The organism is Pseudomonas sp. 18-147 (genome assembly GCF_051048045.1).
Classification (GTDB): Bacteria; Pseudomonadota; Gammaproteobacteria; order Pseudomonadales; family Pseudomonadaceae; genus Pseudomonas; species Pseudomonas aeruginosa.
The window spans coordinates 5,645,649-5,668,683 of the sequence record NZ_CP182296.1 but is presented as its reverse complement, the minus strand read 5'-3'; the positions used below and the strand labels follow the sequence as shown (position 1 = coordinate 5,668,683).

Sequence of the window (23,035 nt, the reverse complement as noted above, 5' to 3'; positions counted from 1 at the left end):
GGAGGACTCCGGTAGGCGGTTTTCAGGGCGCCGGCTGGTCGATGCCGTAGCCGATGCCGCGGACGGTGCGGATCAACTGGTTGCCGAGCTTGCGCCGCAGGTGGTGGACGTGGACTTCGATGGCGTTGCTCTCGACGTCGCCGCTCCAGCCGTAGAGGCTCTGCTCCAGTTGGTTGCGCGAGAGCACCTTGCCGCTGTTCTCCAGCAGCAGGCGCAGCAGTGCGTATTCGCGCGGCGCCAGTTCCACCGCCTGCCCGGACAGGGTCACCTGGTGGGTCGCCGGGTCCAGGCGCAGCTCGCCGTGCACCAGTTGCGGCAGGGCGCGACCGGTGGTGCGGCGGGTCAGGGCGCGCACCCGTGCCTGCAGTTCGTCGAGATCGAAGGGCTTGGTCAGGTAGTCGTCGGCACCGCTGTCGAGCCCGGCGACCCGGTCGGCCACCTTGTCCCGCGCGGTGAGCAGCAGCACCGGGGTGAGCCGGCCCTGGTGGCGCAGGTTACGCAGGATGTCCAGGCCGCTGCGGCGCGGCAGTCCGATGTCGAGCACCAGCAGGTCGAACTCGTCGGTGACCAGCGCGTTCTCCGCGGCCACGCCGTCGGTCACCCATTCCACGGTATCGCCTTCCAGGCGCAGCCCGGCGCGGATGCCGTCGCCGAGCAGCAGGTCGTCCTCGGCCAGCAGTATTCTCATGGCAGCCTCGTTTCAGTGATTCCACAATTCCCACAGGCTCAGGCCGGCCTCCAGCAGGAGGATGGCGACGATCAGCCATTCGACCCGCAGTTCGCCCCGGAAGTAGCGGTATTCGCCGAGGCGGTCGGCGGCCAGTTCGTAGAGGTCCTGCAGCACTTCGATGCGGTCGTCCAGGGTCGCCAGGCGATCGTGCACTTCGGCCTGCATGGCCAGTTCGTTGTAGAGCCGGCGCACAGCGCCGTTCAGTTGCAGCGGCGGCTTCTCCAGGTGCGACTCCAGGCGGGCATAGGCCATGCGCCAGAGTGTAGTGCGTCGCACCTGCCGGTTCACATGTTCCTGGCGCCGCAGGGCGGCACGGCGCGGTAGCTGGGTCAGTTCGACATCGGCCTGGGCCGGTTCCCAGGCCGCCGCGGTCTCGCCTTCCAGGCGGCGCAGGTGACCTTCGTGCCAGGCGAAGACGGCCAGGCCTTCGAGCAGCTCCCGGCAGCGCTCGGGGTTGCCGATGACCAGCGCGCGGCCGGGGCGCCACAGCACCCGCTCGCCGAACGAGGGCGCTTCCAGGGTCGGCTGGCGCTCGTCCTCGCCGGCGGCCATCCAGGCTTCCAGGCGCTGGCGCCAGGCGTGCCCGGTCTGTAGCCCGGCGTTGGCGAAGATCACCAGCAGCTCGTCGTCGACGGCGGTCTCCGGCAGTTCCGCGTCTTCGCTCAGCTCGATGCGTTGCGCCAGGACGGCCAGCGCCGGCTGCGGATCGCGCAGGGTGGCCAGCAGCGGCAGGCCGCCGCCGTCCGCGGCGGAGCGGAAGCGTACCCGGTGCAGCAGGCAGGGCGCGCCGTTGACGGCCAGCGGTACGCTGGCCAGGGGAGCGGCGGACATCTTCAGGTCCTCGCCAGGGCCGGCAATTGTGCCGGGCCGAACTCGATCTCCTCGATATCCGGCGGTGCGACGAAGGGTACGCCGTCTTCCAGTACCGGTCCCGGCTGGGCGAGCAGGAAGCGGGTTTCCCGGTCCATCACGAAGCAGGCCTTGAGGTAGTCGCCGTCGAGGTGGTCGAGCCACAGCGGGCCGAGCTTGCGTTCGATGCGTCGGTCGATGTCCTCGGCCTGCCAGTGGTTCGCGTCGAGCCAGTCGGAAGCCAGCAGGAAGCCCCAGGAGGAGAGGAACGAGGGCACCGTGGCGCGGTAGCTGTGGACCTGGGAGAAGACACTGCGCAGGGTGCGGGCGAGGGCCGCGTGGGGCTTGTCGTCGCTGTGGGAGAACTCCAGCCCCTGCACCGCGACCACCCCGCCCGGTCGCAGGCGCGAATGCAGCAGCTCGTAGAACTGGCGGGTATAGAGAGACTGGGCCGGGCCGTTGTCGAGCATGTCGACGACGTCGATGATGACCACGTCATAGAGCGACGGGTCGCGCTCGAGATAGGCCCGGCCGTCCTCGGCGAGCAGTTCGCAGCGTGGGTCGTCGAAGGCGCCCTGGTGCCACTGGAACAGGTGTTCGCGACACAGTTCCACCAGCTCCCGGTCGAGATCGACCATCACCGCCCGCCGCACGCTGGCATGGGACAGCACCTCGCGCAGGGTGGCGCCTTCGCCGCCGCCGATGATCAGTACGTCGCGCGGCTCGTCGTGGGCGAGCATGGCCGGCTGCACCAGCAGCTCGTGGTACAGCGACTCGTCGCTCTCGGCGCTCTGGATCGCGCCGTCGAGCATCAACACGCGGTCGTAGTTGTAGGTGTCGGCGATCAGCACGTTCTGCCAGCGCGTGCGGCCCTGGTAGAGCACCCGGCGCAGGCGGTAGACGTACTGGTCGAAGGGGTCGCTGTCCTCGATCGCGGTGATCGCGCCGTCGCCTTCCAGCAGCGGGTCCGGCGGATAGAAATAGAAGTGGTTCGGCGGCAGCGGCGGCAGCCCGGCGGCGACCTCCGCCGGCACCAGGCCGGTGAGGTCGACGGCGTAACGGGCCTGGCTCAGGTCGGGAGCCAGCGGGGCGCGTTCGATCGGCGTATCCATCAGGCCACCCCCGTGCCCTGGCCCAGCGCCCAGCGCAGGGTCGGGCTGTCTTCGTCGACCGGGCCATTGCCGGCCAGGCTGCGGCTGAGCAGCCCCAGGCGATGGCCGCCGAGGCCGCGGTCCATGCTCGAGATCAGGTGCCGACGGCTGCCCAGGCGTTCGCTGAGCACGCGCACGGCCTGGGCGCCATCGAGCACGTCGCCGCAGGTGAACACGTCGACCGCGGCATAGCCGTACTCCGGCCAGGTATGGATCGCCAGGTGCGATTCGGCGATCACCACCACGCCGGAGATGCCGATCGGGCTGAACTTGTGGAACGCCGAGGTGATGATGGTGGCGTTGGCCTGGCGGGCGGCCTCGAGCATGCTTTCCTCGATCCACTGGATATCGTCGAAGCGCTGGTCGACGCAGTCGAACAGCTCGATGACCAGTTGCTTGCCGAGCACGGTGATCGGATCGAGTCGCAACGGTTGAATTGCCATGAAGGCCTCCTGCTTCCGTTTCGGCGAGGGATGTCCTCGCGGTGGAAGGCACGATAGGCGCGGCTGACTTAAGAGGTGCTTAACGACGGATTTTTTGCCCGACCCAGCGCGGGCCGACGACGCCGGAGCAGCCATTTCGCCTGACGTAGGGCGAATAGCGCCAGCGGCGCTATCCGCCGCTTCTGCGGAGCATGGCCCGGCGGATAACCGCGAGCGGTTATTCGTATATGGACTCCTCCCGGTTTGCCAGTGTTTGTCTTGATTTCAAACCTGTGTACGACTGCATCCGTATATCCGGCTTCATGGAGTGGTGTTGCAACTCCCGAGCCCTGATGAAATGCGCGCCTACATGCCTGATCGCCCTAACGGCTTTGCTTCACTGCAGCAGGGAGCCCACGTATAAACCAGGTTTCATGCAGGCCGGTTCGACCGGTTCGTCATCATTGTCATTCACTGAGCAATCGTGGTGGATGTTTCAACTACGGTGTGGCAGGAACGCTCAACCGGGCCGGTAGCATGTCTCCCGGCTGAGTAAGGCCCAAAGGATCCGGGCATTCTTGTTGGCCAGGGCAACGGCGACGACATTGGCAGGACGCCGTTGCAGCAGACCTTGCAGCCAGCGGCTGCGGGCATCGGTCTTGTTGGCGCAACAGCGCACGACTGCACGGGCGCCATGGATGAGCAAGGTCCGCAAGTAGGTATCGCCGCGCTTGCTGATGTTGCCCAAGCGCTGCTGCCCGCCCGTGGAGTGCTGCCGTGGCACCAGGCCCAGCCAGGCCGCAAACTGGCGGCCCGTGCGGAATTGCCGTGCATCACCGGCGGATGCCGCCACCGCGCTGGCTCTGATCGGGCCGATGCCTTCCACCGCCAGCAGGCGCTGGATGCGGGCATCGCCACGTACGTGAGCCTGAATCTGTCGCTCCAGTCGAGCGATGCGCGCCTCCAGCGTCTGCAATTCATCTTTCAATTCACGCAACAGCTCGCCCATCGGGGCCGGCAAGGGCGCCGGCTCGGTAGCCATGACCGTTTCGAGCAAGGCCATCGTCGCCGCTCGCCCACGTCGAGTCGCGATCAGCCCGAACTCACCCAGCAAGCCACGCACCTCATTGCACAACGCCGTGCGGGCCCGCACTAGACGACTGCGCACCCGATGCATCGACTGCACGGCCTGCTGCTCTGCGCTCTTCACCGGGACATAGCGCATGCTCGGACGACTGGCGGCCTCGCAGATCGCCTCGGCGTCGTGTGCATCGTGCTTGTCACCCTTGACGTAGGGTTTTACGAACTGCGGTGCGATCAGGCGTACCGTGTGGCCCAGCTCCCGCAACTCGCGCGCCCAGTAGTGCGCACTGCCGCAGGCCTCCATCGCCACCAGGCACGGCGGCAGTTGGCGAAAGAAATCCCGCACCTGTGCCCGCTTGAGTTGGCGACGACATACCACATGCTCGTGACGATCAACGCCGTGCACCTGGAATACTTGTTTTGCCAGATCCAGACCAATGCGACTAAGGTTCATGCTGACTCCCCCTCCGGGACTTGTGGCTGCACCATTAGTCTGGCGCTTGACGCCGTAGGAGGGAGGAGTCCATTTCATTGCCCTACCGGTGGGAGTCGTGAGGTAGGGCGAATAGCGCCAGCGGCGCTATCCGCCGCTTCTGCGGAGCATGGCCCGGCGGATAACCGCGAGTGGTTATTCGCCCTACCGAGGCGCGCCCTTCGCCTGCGTCACCCGGTCCACCAGGTAGACCACCCCGCGGTAGTCGATCCCGCCGTGCTCGCTGAGGCCGATCTCGCAGGTACGGCTGGTGGATACGCCTTCCTCGCAGAACTGCACGGCATCCTTCAGGCTGCGCAGGGAGTGAGCGTTCAGTTCCGGCGTGGTGAAGCCTTTGTCGCCGGCGAAGCCGCAGCAGTGAATGCCTTCCGGGATCACCACCTCGCGGGTGCAGCGGCCGACCAGGTCGATCAGCGCCTGGCTCTCGCCGAGGTGCTGGGTGCTGCAGGTGACGTGCACCGCTACCGGTTTGTCCTGCGGGATGAACTCCAGGCGATCGAGCAGGTGACTGCGGATGAATTTCACCGGGTCGTGGATCTGCAGCCGCGGATCGTCCAGACCCTGGACCAGGCGCAGGGTGCAGGGACTGGTGTCGCAGTAGATCGGGTCGAGGCCGCCGCGGCTGGCCTGGAGCAGGGCGGCGAGCAGCTCGTCGCGCTTGTCGTCGGCCTGCTTCGCATACCCCTTGGACGCGAACGGCTGGCCGCAGCAGAGGTTGTCCAGGTTATCCGGGAACACCACCTGGTAGCCGGCCTTTTCCAGTAGACGGCGGGTCTTGTCCAGCAGCGGCTCGCGCTCTTCGTCGCCGAAGGCCGGGCCCATGGCACGCGAGACGCAGGCGGCGAGATAGACCACCCTCGGCCGCTCGTCGTCGAGCGGGGCGGTCGGCGGCGCCAGGCGTACCGGCTGCGGCAGCGCCGGCGTCCATTGCGGCACGCGGCCGCCGCTGGCCTGGCTGAGGCCGCGGCTGGCCCTGGCCAGCAGGGGCGCGCCAAGCAGGCGCCGGGCGCCGTCGGCAGCGAGCAGGGCGAAGCGCGCAGCACGCATGGCTCCGGCAAAGTTGCGCGCCAGCCAGGTGGCGCCTTCGGCGTGGCGGGCGTCGGCGCCGCGCAGCTTGCGGATCAGCTCGCCGGTGTTGATGTTCACAGGACAGCGCTGGGCGCATAGGCCGGTGGCGGCGCAGGTGTCGATGCCCTGGTAGCGGTAGTCGCGCTCCAGCGCCGTGGTGTCGACGCCGGCGCGCTTCTTCGCCTGGATGTCGCGCCACAGGACGATGCGCTGGCGTGGCGTGAGGGTCAGTCCGCGCGACGGGCAGACTGGTTCGCAGAAACCGCACTCGATGCACTTGTCGACGATCTCGTCGGCAGCCGGCAGCGGCTTGAGGTTCTTCAGGTGGCTCTGCGGGTCGTCGCTGAGGACCACACCCGGGTTGAGGATGCCGCGCGGGTCGAGCAGGCGCTTGAGCTGCCACATCAAGCGATAGGCGTCCTCGCCCCACTCCAGCTCGACGAACGGCGCCATGTTGCGCCCGGTGCCATGCTCGGCCTTCAGCGAGCCGCCGTACTCCACCGCCACCAGGTGCGCCACGTCGTCCATGAACGCCGAGTAGCGGGCGATCTGCTCGGGCGAGTCGAAGCCCTGGGTGAAGACGAAGTGCAGGTTGCCCTCCAGCGCGTGGCCGAAGAGGATCGCCTCATCGTAGCGGTGCTTGTCGAACAGCTCGATCAGGCGGTTGACTCCCTCGGCCAGTCGTTCGACGGGGAAGGTGACGTCCTCGATAATCACCGTGGTGCCGGTCTCGCGCACCGCGCCGACAGCCGGGAAGGTGTCCTTGCGGATGCGCCAGAGCTGGTTGTAGACCGCCGGGTCTTCGCTGAAGTCGACCTGCTTCTCCAGCGGATATTCGGCGATGGAGGCCATGATCCGCCCGAGCTGTTCGTGCAGCAGCGTGCGGCTCGCCGCGCGGGACTCGATGAGCAGGGCGCAGGCACCGGCGGAAAGACTCTTCACCCATTCCGGCATGCCCTGCATGTTCTCAACCGAGCGCAGGCTGCGCCGATCGAGCAGTTCCACCGCCGAGACCGGCTGGCGCTTGAGCACCGCGACCGCCGTGCAGCAGGTTTCCACCGTGGGGAAAACCAGCAGCGCCGAGGCCTTGTGCGGGTGTTCCGGGACGGTGTCGTAGGTCACCGCGCTGATGAAGCCGAGGGTGCCCTCGGAGCCGACCATCAGGTGGGTGAGGATGTCCAGCGGCTCGTCGTAGTCGACCAGCGCGTTCAGCGACAGGCCGGTGGTGTTCTTCAGCCGGTACTTGTGGCGGATCTTCGCGGCCAGTTCGGCGTTGGCGCGGGTCTCGCGGCCGAGTTCGGCGAGCCGTTCCAGCAGCTCGCCGTGGCTGGCGCGGAAGGCCGCGACGCTGGCCGGGTCCTCGCTGTCCAGACGGGTGCCGTCGGCCAGCAGCAGGCGCAGGCCGGCGAGGGTGTGGTAGCTGTTCTGCGCGGTGCCGCAGCACATGCCGCTGGCGTTGTTGGCGACGATGCCGCCGATCTTGCAGGCGTTGATCGAGGCCGGGTCGGGACCGATCTTGCGGCCGAACGGCGCCAGCCAGGCGTTCGCCTGGGCGCCGATGACACCCGGCTGCAGGCGGATCTGCGCGCCGTCGGCGCGGATTTCCCGGCCGTTCCAGTTGTCGCCGAGGACGAGCAGCACCGAGTCGCTGATGGCCTGGCCGGAGAGGCTGGTGCCGGCGGCGCGGAAGGTCACCGGGACCTGCTCGCGGTAGGCGGCGGATAGGATCGCGGCGACCTCGTCCTCGCTTTCGACGCGCAGCACCAGCTTGGGAATCAACCGGTAGAAACTGGCGTCGGTGCCGAAGGCCAGGGTCGACAGCGGGTCGTCGAAGCGGCGTTCGCGCGGTATCAGCCGCTCGACGGTCTCGAGAAAGGGAATCGGCAGGCTCATCGGCTTTCCTCGGCCCTGGGACGACGGTCACGCCCCGGGCGTTTTCAGGCTTTTCTGGTGGGCGTCTCAGGCGCCCAGTTCGCGGACCAGCGAGTCGGCGCTGATCTCGCCGATCGACTTGGCCCCGGTGAGGACCATGGCCACGCGCATTTCCTTTTCGATCAGTTCGAGCAGGTTGCGCACCCCGGCCTCGCCGGCGGCGGCCAGGGCGTAGACGAAGGCGCGGCCGAGCAGCACGCTGTCGGCGCCGAGGGCGATCATCCGCACCACGTCGAGACCGGTGCGGATGCCGGAGTCGGCAAGGATCGCCAGTTCGCCCTTCACCGCATCGGCTATCGCCGGCAGCGCGCGGGCGCTGGACAGCACGCCGTCGAGCTGGCGGCCGCCGTGGTTGGAGACGACGATGCCGTCGGCGCCGAACTTCACCGCATCCCTGGCATCCTCGGGGTCGAGGATGCCCTTGATCACCATCGGGCCGTCCCAGAACTCGCGGATCCACTCCAGGTCCTTCCAGGAAATCGACGGGTCGAAGTTGGCGCCCAGCCAGCCGATGTAGTCCTCCAGTCCGGTCGGGTTGCCGCGGTAGGCGGAAATGTTGCCGAGGTCGTGGGGCTTGCCCAGCAGGCCGACGTCCCAGGCCCAGGCCGGGTGGGTCATGGCTTGCAGGATGCGGCGCGGCGCGGCGTAGGGGCCGCTCATGCCGGAATGGGCGTCGCGGTAGCGGGCGCCGGGGACCGGCATGTCGACGGTGAACACCAGGGTGGTGACGCCGGCGGCCTTGGCCCGCTCCAGGGCGTTGCGCATGAAGCCGCGGTCCTTCAGCACGTAGAGCTGGAACCACATCGGCCGGTCGATGGCCGGGGCGACCTCCTCGATCGGGCACACCGATACCGTCGACAGGGTGAAGGGCACGCCCTTCGCCGCCGCCGCGCGCGCCGCCTGGACCTCGCCGCGGCGGGCGTACATGCCGGTGAGACCGACCGGGGCGAGCGCCACCGGCATCGCCAGGGTCTCGTCGAACAGGCGGGTTTCCAGGCTCAGCTCGGACATGTTCTTCAGCACCCGCTGACGCAGGGCGATGGCCGACAGGTCCTCGACGTTGCGGCGCAGGGTGTACTCGGCGTAGGCGCCGCCGTCGATGTAGTGGAAGAGGAACGGCGGCAGCTTGCGTTGGGCGGCGGCGCGGTAGTCGGTGGAAGCGGAAATGATCATTGGGCTCTTCCGTTGTGTCGAAAGGTTTTGCATCGAGCGCAGTGGAGCGGGACACGGCGGAAATGGCCAAGGGAGCCGGGCCTACGATCGTAGGCGAGCCTCCCCGGGCCATTTCCTGCGCAGTATCGCCGACGCGCGGCCGATCAGGGCGCGGTCAGTGCACCAGCATGCCGGTGAATAGGTATGCCTGGGCCAGGGTGATCAGTCCGACCAGCGCGGCGAAGATCAGGCTGTGCTTCAGGGTGAAGCGGAACAGGTCGGATTCCTTGCCGACCATCCCGGTCGCGGCGCAGGCCACGGCGATGGATTGCGGGGAGATCATCTTGCCGGTCACGCCGCCGCTGGTATTGGCGGCCACCAGCAGGGTGTCGCTGACCCCGATCTGGTGCGCGGTGGTCGACTGCAGGGAGCTGAACAGGGCGTTGGAGGACGTATCCGAACCGGTCAGGAATACCCCCAGCCAGCCGAGGAACGGCGAGAAGAACGGGAACGCCGCGCCGGTACCGGCCAGGACCAGGGCCAGGGTGGTGGACATGCCCGAGTAGTTGGTGACGAAGGCGAAGGCCAGGACCATGCCGATGGACAGGATCGGCCACTTCAGCTCCACCAGGACTTCCTTGAAAGTGGTAATACCAATTTTCGTTCCAATGCGCAGGATGAGCATCGATACCAACGCCGAGAGGAAGATCGCCGTGCCGGTGGCGGAGATCGGGTCGAACTTGAATACCGCGGCGATCGGCGTGGCGCTGGTGGCGATCGGTGCGCCCTTGACCACCAGTTGGTCGAGGTGCGGGATGGCGAAGTTGAACACCAGCCAGTAGAGCTCGCCGCCCGGGGCGAACAGGGCCTTGAAAGGTTTCAGGGTCCAGATGGTCACCAGTACGGTGAGCACCAGGAACGGCGACCAGGCCTTGAGGATCTCGCCGAAGCTGTAGGCGGACGGTTCGACGCTGCGTTGCCCGCCGAAGCCGCCACCGGCCACGGCCGCGCCGCCGCCTGCGGCGAGCGCTTCGCTGGCGCCCTGCGGCTGCCAGACCTTGAGGAACAGGGTCAGGGAGACCAGGCTGACCAGTGCCGAGGTGATGTCCGGCAACTCCGGGCCGATGAAGTTGGACGTCAGGTACTGGGTGATGGCGAAGCTGCCGCCGGCGACGATGGCGGCCGGCCAGGTTTCGCGGATGCCGCGCCAGCCGTCCATCATGAACACCAGCCAGAACGGTACCAGGATCGACAGGAACGGCAGTTGGCGGCCGGTCATGGCGCCGATCTTGAAGGCGTCGATGCCGGTCACCTGGCCGGCGACGATGATCGGGATGCCCAGTGCGCCGAAGGCCACCGGCGCAGTGTTGGCGATCAGGCACAGGCCGGCGGCGTAGAGCGGATTGAAGCCGAGGCCGACGAGCAGGGCGGCGGTGATCGCCACCGGCGCGCCGAAACCGGCGGCGCCTTCGAGGAAGGCGCCGAAGGAGAAGCCGATCAGCAGTACCTGCAGGCGCTGGTCGCCGGTAATCGACAGCACCGAGCTGCGGATCACCTCGAACTGGCCGCTCTTCACCGTCAGTTTGTAGAGGAAGACCGCGGCGACGATGATCCAGGCGATCGGCCAGAGACCGTAGAGGAAGCCGTAGCCGGCGGCGGCGAAGGCCATGTCGGCGGGCATGTGGAAGGCGAAGATGGCCACCGCGATGGCCAGCGCCAGGGTGATGCTGCCGGCGATGTGGCCCTTGAGGCGGAATACCGCCAGGGCGAGGAAGAAGAACACGATCGGGATGACGGCCGCGGCGGCCGACAGGCCGAGACTGCCCAGGGGGGTATAGAGTTGTTGCCAGGCTTGCATGGGGGTTGGCTCCCTAATTGTTGTTGGGTTTGCCTGTGACCAGATCGGATACGCGCCAAGACCTGTGTGTGCAAGGGCGCTGGGCAGCCGAACCTGGCAAAGCTCGCATAATTGGTAAGACCAATTTACAAAAGCGAGCGCTCAGGTTAAGAGTCGAGCGTTCGGCGTGTCAATTTGCCCGTCTACGACTTTTGTCTAAGGATGCTCGTGCGGGGCTCGTGGCGCCTCGCTTGTGGTGCGGGGAGCGGCTCGGTACGCTTCCTCTCTTTTTCGCGCTGGGCGCATGGCAGAGGCTTTGCGACGAAACTTCGGGTAAGGGTGTCGGGATATGGAATTTGGTCAGGTCAGGCAGCGCCGTCTGTCGGATGACATCGTTGCGCAACTGGAGGCGATGATCCTGGAGGGCACGCTGAAGTCCGGCGAGCGGCTGCCCGCCGAGCGCGTGCTTGCCGAGCAGTTCGGGGTTTCCCGGCCGTCGCTGCGCGAGGCGATCCAGAAACTGGTGGCGAAGGGGCTGCTGGTCAGCCGCCAGGGTGGCGGCAACTATGTGACCGAATCGCTGGGCGCGACTTTCAGCGATCCGCTGCTGCACCTGCTGGAAGGTAACCCGGAGGCCCAGCGCGACCTGCTGGAGTTTCGCCACACGCTGGAAGGGTCTTGTGCCTACTACGCGGCGCTGCGTGCGACCTCCCTCGATCACCAGCGCCTGACCGAGGCCTTCGAGGCGCTCCAGGCCTGCTATGCGCGCAACGACCAGGTCAGCGCGGAAGAGGGTGCCGCCGACGCGCGCTTCCACCTGGCGATCGCCGAGGCCAGCCACAACACCGTGCTGCTGCACACCATCAAGGGCCTGTTCGACTTGCTGCGGCGCAACGTGGTGACCAATATCGGCGGGATGTACGCGCAGCGCACGGAAACCCGCGCGCAACTGATGGAGCAGCACCAGCGCCTATACGACGCGATCATCAGCGGTCAGGCGGAGCTGGCCCGGGAGGTGTCCAACCAGCACATCCACTATGTGCAGGAGGTCCTGGCGGAGGTCCAGGAAGAGGCGCGCAGGATGAAGCGCTCGCAGCGCCGGCGCAGCGTGCAGGAAGACTAGCGAGGCGCGGGCAGGGACGCGCTCAGTCGTCCTTGCCGTGGCGCATGGCGCGCTGGATCTCCCGATCGGAGTCGCGCTCCTTCTCGGTGTGGCGCTTGTCGAAGTCCTTCTTGCCCTTGGCCAGGGCGATCTCGCACTTGACCAGGTGCTTCTTCCAGTACATCGACAGGGCGACGCAGGCGTAGCCCTTCTGTTGCACGGCGCCGAACAGCTTGCCCAGTTCGCGCTTGTGCAGCAGCAGCTTGCGCGTGCGCACCGGGTCGGCGATCACGTGCGTGCTGGCGGTGGTCAGGGGCGTGATGTGGCTGCCGAGCAGCCAGGCCTCGCCATCCTTGAGCAGCACGTAGCTGTCGACCAACTGGGCCTTGCCGGCGCGCAGGCTTTTCACTTCCCAGCCCGCCAGGGCGACGCCCGCCTCGAAGCGTTGTTCGATGAAATAGTCGTGCAGAGCCTTCTTGTTCTGCGCGATGGTCCCCGAAGGGTGTTTCTTCTGCTTAGCCATAGGCGGCGCATTATAGGGAGTCGCCGGCTTCACCGCTATGGGGCGGCGTCGCGCTTGAGGGATAGAGGTGAATTTCGGACAATGCCCACTCTTTTCCTGGCCGCTGGCCAAGGTTTTGTAAGAAAAGTCTTCAAGTGGCGTCAGGCTGCGCTGAGCGTTTTTTCTGCCGAACCCTGGCCCCGGTCGACGGGCGCAGCGCGCCGCCGTGGCGGATGCCGCCGTCCCGCCGGCTATGCTTGGGGAGTCGCCCGCTCGACAGCAGAAGTGAGAGTTCTATGAGCACCCATATCCAGCGTTCGGCGCTGTTGCCTTATCCCGCCCGCGCGCTGTTCGATCTGGTGAACGACGTGAAGCGCTATCCGGAGTTCCTGCCCTGGTGTTCGGCCAGCCAGGTCCTGGAGGAGAGCGAAAGCCTGATGCGCGCCGAGCTGACCGTGGCCAAGGGTAGCCTCAGCCAGCGCTTCACCACCCGCAACGTGTTGGTGCCGGGAGCTTCCATCGAGATGAACCTGGAAAACGGACCGTTCACCGAACTGCATGGCGTCTGGCAGTTCAAGGCGCTTGGCGAGAAGGCCTGCAAGATCACCCTCGACCTGACCTTCGATTACGCCGGGCCGCTGGTCAAGGCGACCCTCGGGCCGCTGTTCACCCAGGCCGCCAACACCATGGTCGACGCGTTCTGCCAGCGCGCCAAGCAACTCTATGGCTGAGATCGCCGTCGAGGTGGTCTACGCGCTGCCGGAGCGACAGGCGTTACTGCGCCTGAGCGTGCCGGCAGGTACCAGCGCACGCGAGGCCGTGCTGCTCTCCGGCATCGCCGAGGCCTTTCCAGGGCTGGATGTGCAAGGTTGCCCGCTGGGTATCTTCGGCAAGCTCCTGGCACGCCCGGAGGAGCGAGTGCTGGAGGCCGGCGAACGGGTGGAGATCTACCGCCCGCTGATCGCCGATCCCAAGGAGGTGCGCAAGCAGCGTGCCGCACGGGCCCGGAGCGAACGCGAAGGCGGTTAGCCGAGGGGTTTCCTGCGGAAATGAAAAAGCCCGGCGAATGCCGGGCTTTTTCGTGGAACGCCAGCCGTCATTGCGGGCTGGGGTCCAGAGGTTCGGGAGTCGGAACCGGTACCGGCTGGGCTTCGTCCACTTCGCGCTGGAGCTGTTCCAGGGTGGAGCCCGGTTTCGGCGGCTCTTCTTTCTGCGCTTCCGGTTTCTGCTGGTCGGCCGGCTGGGTGACGGTGGTGCTGCCTTCCTTGCCGAGGATCGCTTCGTCGCGGCTGACGCCGGGCATGAAGTCGCCGTTCAGGCCGGCCAGCTGGTCGCTGTCGTTGAAGAACAGGCTGACGCGCTCCTGCTGGCGACGACCGCCGCCCGGCTGGATGCTGTAGAGGTAGTCCCAACGATTGGCGTGGAAGGTATCGACGATGAGCGGGTTGCCCATGATAAACCGCACTTGGCGTCGGGTCATTCCGGGACGCAACTGGTCTATCATGTCCTGCGTTACGACGTTGCCTTGCTGGATGTCGATTTTATAGACGCCAGGAAACGAGCAACCGGCGAGTGCGGCAAGCCCCGCGAAAGCGAGACAGGTCAGCATGAGCTTGGCGTTTTGCATCGGTGAGCGACTTCCACTATCTTGGCTGGGCAAATAAAAGCCCGATCATACCCGTATTCCGGGATACTGCGAAACATCCCGCGCTGAGAAAGCAGACATGGTTGAAAATAGCGAACTTCGAAAAGCCGGCCTTAAAGTGACCCTGCCGCGGGTCAAGATCCTGCAGATGCTCGACTCGGCCGAGCAACGCCACATGAGCGCCGAAGACGTGTACAAGGCGCTGATGGAAGCAGGCGAGGACGTGGGCCTGGCAACCGTCTATCGGGTGCTGACCCAGTTCGAGGCCGCCGGCCTGGTGGTGCGTCACAACTTCGATGGCGGCCATGCCGTGTTCGAGCTCGCCGATAGCGGCCACCACGACCACATGGTCTGCGTCGATACCGGCGAGGTGATCGAGTTCATGGATGCGGAAATCGAGAAGCGCCAGAAGGAAATCGTCCGCGAACGCGGCTTCGAGCTGGTCGATCACAATCTGGTGCTCTACGTGCGCAAGAAGAAGTAGTCGCGCAACGGTTCCATGCGAAAACGGCGACCCTGGGGTCGCCGTTTTCATTTTCCATTGAAGGAACGTTCAGTTCTGGGCGGCCAGGTTGACCAGTTTCTTCGCGTGGGCCAGGGATTCCTTGGTCAGGTCGACGCCGCCGAGCATGCGGGCGATCTCCTCGATCCGCTGGGCCTTGTTCAGGGTGGCGACCGCCGTACGGGTTTCGCTGCTGCCGCGTTCCTTGTGCACGAACAGGTGCTGGTGGCCCTGGGCGGCGACCTGCGGCAAGTGGGTCACGGTGAGGACCTGGCCGCGTTCGCCGAGGCGGCGCAGCAACTGTCCGACCACTTCGGCGGTGGGGCCGCCGATGCCGACGTCGACTTCGTCGAAGACCAGGGTGGGGATGCGCGAGGTCTGTGCCGTGATCACCTGGATCGCCAGGCTGATCCGCGACAGTTCGCCGCCCGAGGCGACCTTGGCCAGCCCTTTCAGCGGCTGCCCGGGGTTGGCGCTGACCAGGAACTCCACGCTTTCCAGTCCGTTGGCCTGCGGCTCGGCGCTGTCGCCGGGATGCAGGACGATGGCGAAGCGCCCCCCGGGCATGCCCAGGCGCTGCATCTCCTGCTCCACGCTGGCGGCAAGAGGTGCGGCCGCGGCCTGGCGCAGGCGGCTCAGTTCTTCGGCTTTTTCCTGGTAATGCCGGGCGTAGGCGGCCAGCTCGTCGCCCAGGCGTCCGACCGCTTCGTCGTCGGCGTTCAGCGCCTCCAGTTCGTCGAACAGGCGCTGCTGCAGGTCGGCCAGTTCGGCGGGCTGGACCCGGTGCTTGCGCGCCAGGGAGTAAATGACGTCCAGGCGCTCCTCGACCTGCTGCTGGCGATTGGGATCGGCATCGAAGTGGTCGACGAAGCGGTTCAGTTCGCCGATCGCCTCCTCGACCTGGATCTGCGCGCTGGACAACAGATTGACCGCTTCGCCGAGAGCGGCGGGCTGGCCGCTGAACGAGGTCAGGCGGTTGAGGCTGGCATTGAGCGCGGAAAGGACGTTGCCGGCATCGCTCTCGCTGCACATTTCCACGACTTGGCGGCAGGCGGCGAGCAGGCTTTCGGCGTTGCTCAGGGTCTTCTGCTCCTGCTCCAGGCTTTCCAGTTCGTTTTCGCCGAGGGACAGGTTTTCCAGTTCTTCCAGCTGGTAGCTGAGCAACTGGTGGCGGGCGCGCTGTTCGTCGCCGCTACGCGACAGGCGTTCGAGTTCCTGACTGGTCTGCTTCCAGCGTTGCGCGGCGAGCTGCACCTGGCGCGCCAGCTCCTGGCAGCCGGCGTACTCGTCGAGCAGGCGCCGATGGGTCTCGCTCTTCAGCAGCGACTGGTGCTCGTGCTGGCTATGGATGTCGATCAGCAGTTCGCCCAGGCTCTTCAGGTCGCCCAGAGGGCAGGGCGTGCCGTTGATGTAGGCACGCGAGCGACCTTCGGCAGTGATCACCCGGCGCAGGATGCACGGACCGTCCTGTTCCAGGTCGCGCTCGGCGAGCCAGTCGCGGGCCTCGGCGATGGCGCTGACGTCGAAGCTGGCGAGAATGTCGGCCTTGTCCGCTCCGGGACGTACCGCGCCGCTGTCGGCGCGGTCGCCGAGGGTAAGGCCGAGGGCGTCGAGCATGATCGACTTGCCCGCGCCGGTTTCGCCGGTGATCACGCTCATGCCGGTAGCGAGTTCGAGATCCAGGTGCTCGACGATGGCGTAGTTGTGAACGGACAGGTGAACCAGCATGGCGGGCGGCTCCGTGGGTTTTGTCTGGTTATTTATACAGTATTTTTTCCGGCTGGCAATTGCCGCTCGCCCCTTGAACCGTGGAAAGCCGTCCCCATATAGCCGGCAACGTTGCGAACTTATGCGTTCGCCTTGTATTTGCCAGCTTATTTTTGAAGGAGAGTGGCATGGCTGACGAACAGCAGACCCTGGATCAACAGACCCCCGAGCAGCCCACCGGCGCCGCCGAGGACCTGACCGCCCGCGTGCAGGAGCTGGAGGAGCAGCTGGCTGCCGCCCAGGACCAGGCGCTGCGCATGGTCGCGGATCTGCAGAACGTACGCCGGCGTGCGGAGCAGGATGTCGAGAAGGCGCACAAATTCGCGCTGGAGAAATTCGCCGGCGACCTGCTGGCGGTGGTCGACACCCTCGAGCGCGGCCTGGAGATGTCCGATCCCAACGACGAGGCGATCAAGCCGATGCGCGAAGGGATGGAACTGACCCTGAAGATGTTCGACGACACCCTGCGCCGCTACCAGGTGGAGGCGCTGAACCCGGAAGGCGAGCCTTTCAACCCCGAGCAGCACCAGGCGATGGCCATGCAGGAAAGCGCTTCGGCCGAGCCGGGCAGTGTCCTCAAGGTGTTCCAGAAAGGCTACCTGCTCAACGGCCGCCTGCTGCGTCCGGCGATGGTGGTGGTCAGCAAGGCGCCGGCGGAAACCCCGCCTTCCATCGACGAGCAGGCTTGAAATTCGACGCGACGACCCCATCTGGGTAGTCAACCGAGCACGAGACCCACGGGCGGGTCGCACGGAATCAAAGTTTCTGGAGAGTGAATATGGGCAAAATCATTGGCATCGACCTGGGTACCACCAACTCCTGCGTGGCTATCCTGGAGAACGGTAACGTCAAGGTCATCGAGAACGCCGAGGGCGCGCGTACCACCCCCTCGATCATCGCCTACACCAACGATGGCGAAACCCTGGTGGGCCAGCCGGCCAAGCGCCAGGCGGTCACCAACCCGCAGAACACCCTGTATGCGGTGAAGCGCCTGATCGGCCGTCGCTTCGAAGAGAACGTGGTTCAGAAAGACATCCAGATGGTGCCGTACAGCATCGTCAAGGCCGACAACGGCGACGCCTGGGTGGAAGTGAAGGGCCAGAAGATGGCGCCTCCGCAGATTTCCGCCGAAGTGCTGAAGAAAATGAAGAAGACCGCCGAAGACTACCTCGGCGAGCCGGTCACCGAAGCGGTGATCACCGTTCCGGCCTACTTCAACGACAGCCAGCGCCAGGCCACCAAGGACGCCGGCCGTATCGCCGGCCTTGACGTCAAGCGGATCATCAACGAGCCGACCGCGGCGGCGCTGGCCTACGGCCTGGACAAGGCCAAGGGCGACCACACCGTGATCGTCTATGACCTGGGCGGCGGTACCTTCGACGTGTCGGTGATCGAGATCGCCGAAGTCGACGGCGAGCACCAGTTCGAAGTGCTGGCCACCAACGGCGACACCTTCCTCGGCGGCGAAGACTTCGACATCCGCCTGATCGACTACCTCGTCGACGAGTTCAAGAAGGAAAGCGGCATCAACCTGAAGGGCGACCCGCTGGCCATGCAGCGTCTGAAGGAAGCGGCCGAGAAAGCCAAGATCGAGCTGTCCTCGACCCAGCAGACCGACGTCAACCTGCCGTATGTGACTGCCGACGCGAGCGGTCCGAAGCACCTGAACGTCAAGGTTTCCCGCGCCAAGCTGGAGTCCCTGGTCGAAGACCTGGTGCAGCGCACCATCGAGCCGTGCCGCACCGCGCTGAAGGATGCCGGCCTGGATGTTTCCGATATCCATGAAGTGATCCTGGTCGGCGGCCAGACCCGCATGCCGCTGGTACAGAAGACCGTTGCCGAGTTCTTCGGCAAGGAAGCGCGCAAGGACGTCAACCCGGACGAAGCCGTGGCTGTCGGTGCCGCCATCCAGGGCGCGGTCCTGGCCGGCGACGTGAAGGACGTGCTGCTGCTCGACGTGACCCCGCTGACCCTCGGCATCGAGACCCTGGGCGGTGTGATGACCGGTCTGATCGAGAAGAACACCACCATCCCGACCAAGAAGTCGCAGGTGTTCTCCACCGCCGACGACAACCAGGGCGCGGTGACCATCCACGTGCTGCAGGGCGAGCGCAAGCAGGCCGCGCAGAACAAGTCGCTGGGCAAGTTCGACCTGGCCGACATTCCGCCGGCTCCGCGCGGCGTGCCGCAGATCGAGGTGACCTTCGATATCGATGCCAACGGCATCCTGCACGTCTCGGCGAAGGACAAGGCCACCGGCAAGCAGCAGTCCATCGTGATCAAGGCATCCTCCGGCCTGTCCGAGGATGAGATCCAGCAGATGGTCCGCGATGCCGAGGCGAATGCCGAGGAGGACCGCAAGTTCGAGGAACTGGCTGCCGCTCGCAACCAGGGCGACGCGCTGGTCCACGCGACCCGCAAGATGATCACCGAGGCGGGCGACAAGGCCACCGCCGAGGACAAGGCGACCATCGAGAAGGCGCTGGGCGAGCTGGAAGCGGCGGTGAAGGGCGACGACAAGGCCGAGATCGAGGCCAAGATGAACGCTCTGTCCCAGGCTTCCACCCCGCTGGCGCAGAAGATGTACGCCGAACAGGCCCAGCAGGGCGAAGACGCTCCCCAGGGCGAGCAGGCGAAAGCCGCTGACGACGTGGTGGACGCCGAGTTCGAAGAGGTCAAGGACAACAAGTAAGCCCCGGCTTGCTTCTGCCCCGCGTGCCGGCCAGGCCGGTACGCATGATCCGCCACGCGGGAGCCTGCTCCCGCGTTGGCGTGTCTGGAGGGTCCTTAATTGAGACGGAAAGGTTATGGCGAAACGAGACTTTTACGAGGTTCTGGGGGTTGAGCGTGGCGCCAGCGAGGCGGACCTAAAGAAGGCCTACCGCCGCCTGGCGATGAAATACCACCCGGACCGCAATCCTGGCGACAAGGAAGCCGAGGACAAGTTCAAGGAGGCCAACGAGGCCTACGAGGTCCTCTCCGATGCCAGCAAGCGGGCGGCCTACGACCAGTACGGCCATGCCGGCGTCGATCCGAATATGGGTGGGGGCGCTGGCGCCGGTTTCGGCGGGGCGAGCTTCTCCGACATCTTCGGCGATGTGTTCAGCGATTTCTTCGGTGGCGGCGGTGCCCGCGGTGGCTCGCGCGGCGGCGCGCAGCGCGGCGCGGACCTGCGCTACACCCTGGACCTCGACCTGGAGGAGGCGGTACGTGGCACCACCGTTACCATCCGCGTGCCGACCCTGGTCGGTTGCAAGACCTGCAACGGCAGCGGCGCCAAGCCCGGCACCACACCGGTCACCTGCACCACTTGCGGTGGTATCGGCCAGGTGCGCATGCAGCAGGGCTTCTTCTCGGTCCAGCAGACCTGCCCGCGCTGCCACGGCACCGGCAAGATGATTTCCGATCCCTGTGGCTCCTGCCATGGCCAGGGGCGCGTGGAAGAGCAGAAGACCCTGTCGGTGAAGGTGCCGGCCGGCGTCGACACCGGCGACCGCATCCGCCTCACCGGCGAAGGCGAGGCCGGCAGCATGGGTGGTCCGGCGGGCGACCTGTACGTGGTGGTCAATGTGCGCGAGCACCCGATCTTCCAACGCGACGGCAAGCATCTGTACTGCGAAGTGCCGATCAGTTTCGCCGACGCTGCGTTGGGTGGCGAGCTGGAAGTGCCGACCCTGGATGGCCGGGTCAAGCTGAAGATTCCGGAAAGCACCCAGACCGGCAAGTTGTTCCGCCTGCGCGGCAAGGGCGTGGCCCCGGTGCGCGGCGGCGGCGCCGGCGACCTGATGTGCAAGGTGGTGGTGGAAACCCCGGTGAACCTGGACAAGCGCCAGCGCGAGCTGCTCGAGGAGTTCCGCAAGTCGTTGCAGAGCGACACCTCGCATTCGCCCAAGGCCAGTGGCTGGTTCGAAGGCATGAAGCGTTTCTTCGACGACCTATAAACAAAGCCATGGGCGCGGCCTGACAGCCGCGTCCGGGTTCCGCGTGGAGTGGTTTTATGCGACGTATAGCCGTAGTGGGCGCCGCCGGGCGCATGGGCAAGAACCTGATCGAGGCCGTTCAGCAGACCGGCGGTGCCGCCGGGCTGACGGCGGCGGTGGATCGTCCGGATAGCACCCTGGTGGGGGCGGACGCCGGCGAGCTGGCCGGTCTCGGCCGGATCGGCGTGCCGCTGTCCGGGGACCTGGGCAAGGTCTGCGAGGAGTTCGACGTCCTGATCGACTTCACCCATCCCTCCGTAACCCTGAAGAACATCGAGCAGTGCCGCAAGGCGCGCCGCGCGATGGTCATCGGCACCACCGGCTTCAGCGCCGACGAGAAGCTGCTGCTGGCCGAGGCGGCGAAGGATATCCCGATCGTCTTCGCTGCCAACTTCAGCGTCGGCGTGAACCTTTGCCTGAAGCTTCTGGATACCGCGGCACGGGTGCTGGGCGACGAAGTGGATATCGAGATCATCGAGGCCCATCACCGGCACAAGGTCGATGCGCCGTCCGGCACCGCCTTGCGCATGGGCGAGGTGGTAGCCCAGGCGCTCGGCCGGGACCTCCAGGAAGTGGCGGTCTACGGACGCGAGGGGCAGACCGGCGCGCGGGCGCGGGAAACCATCGGCTTCGCCACCGTGCGCGCCGGAGACGTGGTGGGCGACCACACCGTGCTGTTCGCCGCCGAGGGCGAGCGCGTGGAGATCACCCACAAGGCTTCCAGCCGCATGACCTTCGCCCGTGGCGCGGTGCGTGCGGCGCTGTGGCTGGAGGGCAAGGAGAACGGCCTGTACGACATGCAGGATGTGCTCGGCCTACGCTGAGGCGCTGCCGCACGTCGTCTTATTGGTGGACCGGAATGTCGCGATTCTGTAAACTACAGCTTTAGTGTGTCCACTAAAAGCAGCGCAGCATGAATCGAAAAAAAGCGGGATGACTCTTCACGGTGTCATCCCGCTTTTTTACACCTGCGCGACCAGTCAGGCTTGATTTACGGGAGGTCTTCTTGACTAAGCCAGCCATACTTGCACTTGCCGACGGCAGCATTTTTCGCGGTGAAGCCATCGGTGCCGACGGCCAGACCGTTGGCGAGGTGGTGTTCAACACCGCCATGACCGGCTACCAGGAAATCCTTACCGATCCTTCCTACGCCCAGCAGATCGTCACCCTGACCTACCCGCACATCGGCAATACCGGTACCACCCCGGAAGACGCCGAGGCCAACCGTGTCTGGGCCGCCGGCCTGATCATCCGCGACCTGCCGCTGATCGCCAGCAACTGGCGCAGCAAGCAGTCGCTGCCTGACTACCTGAAAGCCAACGGCACCGTCGCCATCGCCGGCATCGATACCCGTCGCCTGACCCGTATCCTCCGCGAGAAGGGTTCGCAGAACGGCTGCATCCTGGCTGGTGCCGACGCTACCGAGGAACGCGCGCTGGAGCTGGCTCGCGCCTTCCCCGGCCTGAAGGGCATGGACCTGGCCAAGGAGGTCACCACCGCCGAGCGCTACGAGTGGCGCTCCAGCGTCTGGAACCTGGAAAGCGACAGTCACCCGGAGATCCCGGCCGGTGAACTGCCGTATCACGTGGTGGCCTACGACTACGGCGTCAAGCTGAACATCCTGCGCATGCTGGTGGCGCGCGGCTGCCGCCTGACCGTGGTGCCGGCGCAGACACCGGCCAGCGAAGTGCTGGCGCTGAACCCTGACGGCATCTTCCTTTCCAACGGCCCCGGCGACCCCGAACCGTGCGACTACGCGATCCAGGCGATCCGCGAATTCCTCGATACCGAGATCCCGGTGTTCGGCATCTGCCTCGGCCATCAGTTGCTGGCCCTGGCCTCTGGCGCCAAGACCCTGAAGATGGGCCACGGCCACCACGGCGCCAACCACCCGGTGCAGGACCTGGACAGCGGCGTGGTGATGATCACCAGCCAGAACCACGGTTTCGCGGTCGACGAGAGCACCTTGCCGGACAACCTGCGAGCCACTCACAAGTCGCTGTTCGACGGTACCCTGCAGGGTATCGAGCGCACCGACAAGGTCGCTTTCAGCTTCCAGGGCCACCCGGAGGCGAGCCCCGGTCCGCATGACGTCGCCCCGCTGTTCGACCGCTTCATCTCGGCGATGGCCGAGCGTCGCTGAGGAGCAGAGCCATGCCGACCCTGGGGATAACCGATTTCTGGACCTACGTGCTGGGTGTGGTTTTCGTGATCCTGTTGCCCGGGCCGAACTCGTTGTTCGTCCTCGCGACTTCGGCCCAGCGTGGCGTGGCGACCGGCTACCGGGCCGCCTGCGGCGTGTTCCTCGGCGACGCGGTGCTGATGCTGCTGTCGGCCCTTGGCGTGGCGTCCCTGCTGAAGGCCGAGCCGATGCTGTTCATCGGCCTGAAGTACCTCGGTGCGGCCTACCTGTTCTATCTCGGCGTCGGCATGCTGCGGGGCGCCTGGCGCAAGCTGCGCAATCCCGAAGCGACGGCGGCGCAGGCCGAACAGGTGGATGTCCACCAGCCGTTCCGCAAGGCGCTGCTGCTCAGCCTGTCGAATCCCAAGGCGATCCTGTTCTTCATCTCCTTCTTCATCCAGTTCGTCGATCCCGGCTATGCCTATCCGGGCCTGTCGTTCCTGGTGCTGGCGGTGATCCTGGAACTGGTCAGCGCCCTTTACCTGAGCTTCCTGATTTTCACCGGTGTGCGGCTGGCGGCCTGGTTCCGCCGGCGGCAACGGTTGGCTGCCGGCGCCACTTCGGGCGTCGGCGCCCTGTTCGTCGGCTTTGGTGTGAAGCTGGCCACCGCAACCCTGTCCTGATTATTGCAACGAGAG

General features: G+C 66.1%; 21 protein-coding genes. 10 read left to right on the top strand and 11 right to left on the bottom strand.

Annotation, left to right across the window (positions count from 1 at the left end; translation table 11 throughout):
* Positions 1–22: 22 nt before the first annotated feature.
* The 8 genes from pmrA to ACM0M4_RS26840 all read right to left on the bottom strand — a co-directional run bounded on the left by pmrA (position 23) and on the right by ACM0M4_RS26840 (position 10,738).
* On the bottom strand, positions 23–688 hold the full coding sequence (pmrA, locus tag ACM0M4_RS26875) for a two-component system response regulator PrmA (protein WP_003095244.1): 666 nt from the start codon (positions 686–688) through the stop codon (positions 23–25).
* Between the two features lie 12 nt (positions 689–700).
* Positions 701–1,561, bottom strand: a complete 861-nt coding sequence (locus tag ACM0M4_RS26870; protein ID WP_003102235.1) for a hypothetical protein — start codon at positions 1,559–1,561, stop codon at positions 701–703.
* A 2-nt stretch (positions 1,562–1,563) separates the two neighbouring features.
* The gene (locus ACM0M4_RS26865; RefSeq protein WP_023129132.1) at positions 1,564–2,691 is read right to left on the bottom strand and encodes a fused MFS/spermidine synthase; all 1,128 of its coding nucleotides are present in this window, start codon (positions 2,689–2,691) and stop codon (positions 1,564–1,566) included.
* Complete coding sequence (speD, locus tag ACM0M4_RS26860; RefSeq protein WP_003095236.1) at positions 2,691–3,173, bottom strand: adenosylmethionine decarboxylase; 483 nt, start codon at positions 3,171–3,173, stop codon at positions 2,691–2,693. Before speD ends, ACM0M4_RS26865 begins: the two co-directional genes overlap by 1 nt.
* Positions 3,174–3,672: 499 nt before the next feature.
* A complete protein-coding gene (locus ACM0M4_RS26855; protein ID WP_023129131.1) occupies positions 3,673–4,689 on the bottom strand; it encodes an IS110-like element ISPa11 family transposase in 1,017 nt (338 codons plus the stop codon).
* Between the two features lie 183 nt (positions 4,690–4,872).
* The gene (locus ACM0M4_RS26850; protein WP_023129130.1) at positions 4,873–7,689 is read right to left on the bottom strand and encodes an FAD-binding and (Fe-S)-binding domain-containing protein; all 2,817 of its coding nucleotides are present in this window, start codon (positions 7,687–7,689) and stop codon (positions 4,873–4,875) included.
* 66 nt (positions 7,690–7,755) lie between these two features.
* A complete protein-coding gene (lldD, locus tag ACM0M4_RS26845; RefSeq protein ID WP_003100494.1) occupies positions 7,756–8,901 on the bottom strand; it encodes an FMN-dependent L-lactate dehydrogenase LldD in 1,146 nt (381 codons plus the stop codon).
* 154 nt (positions 8,902–9,055) lie between these two features.
* Positions 9,056–10,738, bottom strand: coding sequence for a lactate permease LctP family transporter (locus ACM0M4_RS26840; protein ID WP_003163444.1), 1,683 nt, complete (start codon positions 10,736–10,738; stop codon positions 9,056–9,058).
* 328 nt (positions 10,739–11,066) lie between these two features.
* Between ACM0M4_RS26840 and ACM0M4_RS26835 the strand changes: the two genes are divergently transcribed.
* A complete protein-coding gene (locus ACM0M4_RS26835) occupies positions 11,067–11,840 on the top strand; it encodes an FCD domain-containing protein (protein WP_003095221.1) in 774 nt (257 codons plus the stop codon).
* 22 nt (positions 11,841–11,862) lie between these two features.
* Here ACM0M4_RS26835 and smpB read toward each other — a convergent pair whose 3' ends face one another.
* Complete coding sequence (smpB, locus tag ACM0M4_RS26830) at positions 11,863–12,342, bottom strand: SsrA-binding protein SmpB (RefSeq protein WP_003100496.1); 480 nt, start codon at positions 12,340–12,342, stop codon at positions 11,863–11,865.
* A 275-nt stretch (positions 12,343–12,617) separates the two neighbouring features.
* Between smpB and ACM0M4_RS26825 the strand changes: the two genes are divergently transcribed.
* Both ACM0M4_RS26825 and ACM0M4_RS26820 read left to right on the top strand, forming a co-directional pair.
* The gene (locus tag ACM0M4_RS26825) at positions 12,618–13,052 is read left to right on the top strand and encodes a type II toxin-antitoxin system RatA family toxin (RefSeq protein WP_003100497.1); all 435 of its coding nucleotides are present in this window, start codon (positions 12,618–12,620) and stop codon (positions 13,050–13,052) included.
* On the top strand, positions 13,045–13,350 hold the full coding sequence (locus tag ACM0M4_RS26820) for an RnfH family protein (RefSeq protein WP_003095218.1): 306 nt from the start codon (positions 13,045–13,047) through the stop codon (positions 13,348–13,350). The genes ACM0M4_RS26825 and ACM0M4_RS26820 overlap by 8 nt, the downstream gene beginning before the upstream one ends.
* Positions 13,351–13,417: 67 nt before the next feature.
* Here ACM0M4_RS26820 and ACM0M4_RS26815 read toward each other — a convergent pair whose 3' ends face one another.
* Positions 13,418–13,948: an outer membrane protein assembly factor BamE gene (locus ACM0M4_RS26815; protein WP_003113904.1), complete on the bottom strand. Its 531-nt coding sequence runs from the start codon at positions 13,946–13,948 to the stop codon at positions 13,418–13,420.
* 97 nt (positions 13,949–14,045) lie between these two features.
* Here ACM0M4_RS26815 and fur point away from each other — a divergent pair, with 97 nt between their 5' ends.
* A complete protein-coding gene (fur, locus tag ACM0M4_RS26810; RefSeq protein ID WP_003095216.1) occupies positions 14,046–14,450 on the top strand; it encodes a ferric iron uptake transcriptional regulator in 405 nt (134 codons plus the stop codon).
* 69 nt (positions 14,451–14,519) lie between these two features.
* Here fur and recN read toward each other — a convergent pair whose 3' ends face one another.
* On the bottom strand, positions 14,520–16,196 hold the full coding sequence (recN, locus tag ACM0M4_RS26805) for a DNA repair protein RecN (protein ID WP_003100507.1): 1,677 nt from the start codon (positions 16,194–16,196) through the stop codon (positions 14,520–14,522).
* 167 nt (positions 16,197–16,363) lie between these two features.
* Between recN and grpE the strand changes: the two genes are divergently transcribed.
* The 6 genes from grpE (at position 16,364) to leuE (ending at position 23,020) form a co-directional block, all read left to right on the top strand.
* Complete coding sequence (gene grpE, locus ACM0M4_RS26800) at positions 16,364–16,924, top strand: nucleotide exchange factor GrpE (RefSeq protein ID WP_003095213.1); 561 nt, start codon at positions 16,364–16,366, stop codon at positions 16,922–16,924.
* 89 nt (positions 16,925–17,013) lie between these two features.
* On the top strand, positions 17,014–18,927 hold the full coding sequence (gene dnaK, locus ACM0M4_RS26795; protein WP_003095212.1) for a molecular chaperone DnaK: 1,914 nt from the start codon (positions 17,014–17,016) through the stop codon (positions 18,925–18,927).
* Positions 18,928–19,042: 115 nt separating this feature from the next.
* On the top strand, positions 19,043–20,176 hold the full coding sequence (gene dnaJ, locus ACM0M4_RS26790; protein ID WP_003095211.1) for a molecular chaperone DnaJ: 1,134 nt from the start codon (positions 19,043–19,045) through the stop codon (positions 20,174–20,176).
* Between the two features lie 56 nt (positions 20,177–20,232).
* Positions 20,233–21,039: a 4-hydroxy-tetrahydrodipicolinate reductase gene (dapB, locus tag ACM0M4_RS26785; protein WP_003095210.1), complete on the top strand. Its 807-nt coding sequence runs from the start codon at positions 20,233–20,235 to the stop codon at positions 21,037–21,039.
* Positions 21,040–21,221: 182 nt separating this feature from the next.
* Positions 21,222–22,358, top strand: coding sequence for a glutamine-hydrolyzing carbamoyl-phosphate synthase small subunit (gene carA, locus ACM0M4_RS26780; RefSeq protein ID WP_003095209.1), 1,137 nt, complete (start codon positions 21,222–21,224; stop codon positions 22,356–22,358).
* Between the two features lie 11 nt (positions 22,359–22,369).
* Entirely contained in the window at positions 22,370–23,020 is a 651-nt protein-coding gene (leuE, locus tag ACM0M4_RS26775; protein ID WP_003095208.1) for a leucine efflux protein LeuE, read from the top strand.
* Positions 23,021–23,035: the final 15 nt, after the last annotated feature.

What these genes read in the sequence shown, in the direction of transcription:
- lldD (WP_003100494.1), bottom strand. Translation starts at nt 8,901, where the DNA reads ATGATCATTTCCGCTTCCACCGACTACCGCGCCGCCGCCCAACGCAAG.
- fur (WP_003095216.1), top strand. Translation starts at nt 14,046, where the DNA reads ATGGTTGAAAATAGCGAACTTCGAAAAGCCGGCCTTAAAGTGACCCTG.
- dnaJ (WP_003095211.1), top strand. Translation starts at nt 19,043, where the DNA reads ATGGCGAAACGAGACTTTTACGAGGTTCTGGGGGTTGAGCGTGGCGCC.
- ACM0M4_RS26850 (WP_023129130.1), bottom strand. Translation starts at nt 7,689, where the DNA reads ATGAGCCTGCCGATTCCCTTTCTCGAGACCGTCGAGCGGCTGATACCG.
- speD (WP_003095236.1), bottom strand. Translation starts at nt 3,173, where the DNA reads ATGGCAATTCAACCGTTGCGACTCGATCCGATCACCGTGCTCGGCAAG.
- ACM0M4_RS26855 (WP_023129131.1), bottom strand. Translation starts at nt 4,689, where the DNA reads ATGAACCTTAGTCGCATTGGTCTGGATCTGGCAAAACAAGTATTCCAG.
- recN (WP_003100507.1), bottom strand. Translation starts at nt 16,196, where the DNA reads ATGCTGGTTCACCTGTCCGTTCACAACTACGCCATCGTCGAGCACCTG.
- smpB (WP_003100496.1), bottom strand. Translation starts at nt 12,342, where the DNA reads ATGGCTAAGCAGAAGAAACACCCTTCGGGGACCATCGCGCAGAACAAG.
- ACM0M4_RS26825 (WP_003100497.1), top strand. Translation starts at nt 12,618, where the DNA reads ATGAGCACCCATATCCAGCGTTCGGCGCTGTTGCCTTATCCCGCCCGC.
- ACM0M4_RS26820 (WP_003095218.1), top strand. Translation starts at nt 13,045, where the DNA reads ATGGCTGAGATCGCCGTCGAGGTGGTCTACGCGCTGCCGGAGCGACAG.
- dapB (WP_003095210.1), top strand. Translation starts at nt 20,233, where the DNA reads ATGCGACGTATAGCCGTAGTGGGCGCCGCCGGGCGCATGGGCAAGAAC.
- ACM0M4_RS26835 (WP_003095221.1), top strand. Translation starts at nt 11,067, where the DNA reads ATGGAATTTGGTCAGGTCAGGCAGCGCCGTCTGTCGGATGACATCGTT.
- ACM0M4_RS26865 (WP_023129132.1), bottom strand. Translation starts at nt 2,691, where the DNA reads ATGGATACGCCGATCGAACGCGCCCCGCTGGCTCCCGACCTGAGCCAG.
- pmrA (WP_003095244.1), bottom strand. Translation starts at nt 688, where the DNA reads ATGAGAATACTGCTGGCCGAGGACGACCTGCTGCTCGGCGACGGCATC.
- grpE (WP_003095213.1), top strand. Translation starts at nt 16,364, where the DNA reads ATGGCTGACGAACAGCAGACCCTGGATCAACAGACCCCCGAGCAGCCC.
- ACM0M4_RS26815 (WP_003113904.1), bottom strand. Translation starts at nt 13,948, where the DNA reads ATGCAAAACGCCAAGCTCATGCTGACCTGTCTCGCTTTCGCGGGGCTT.
- leuE (WP_003095208.1), top strand. Translation starts at nt 22,370, where the DNA reads ATGCCGACCCTGGGGATAACCGATTTCTGGACCTACGTGCTGGGTGTG.
- ACM0M4_RS26870 (WP_003102235.1), bottom strand. Translation starts at nt 1,561, where the DNA reads ATGTCCGCCGCTCCCCTGGCCAGCGTACCGCTGGCCGTCAACGGCGCG.
- dnaK (WP_003095212.1), top strand. Translation starts at nt 17,014, where the DNA reads ATGGGCAAAATCATTGGCATCGACCTGGGTACCACCAACTCCTGCGTG.
- ACM0M4_RS26840 (WP_003163444.1), bottom strand. Translation starts at nt 10,738, where the DNA reads ATGCAAGCCTGGCAACAACTCTATACCCCCCTGGGCAGTCTCGGCCTG.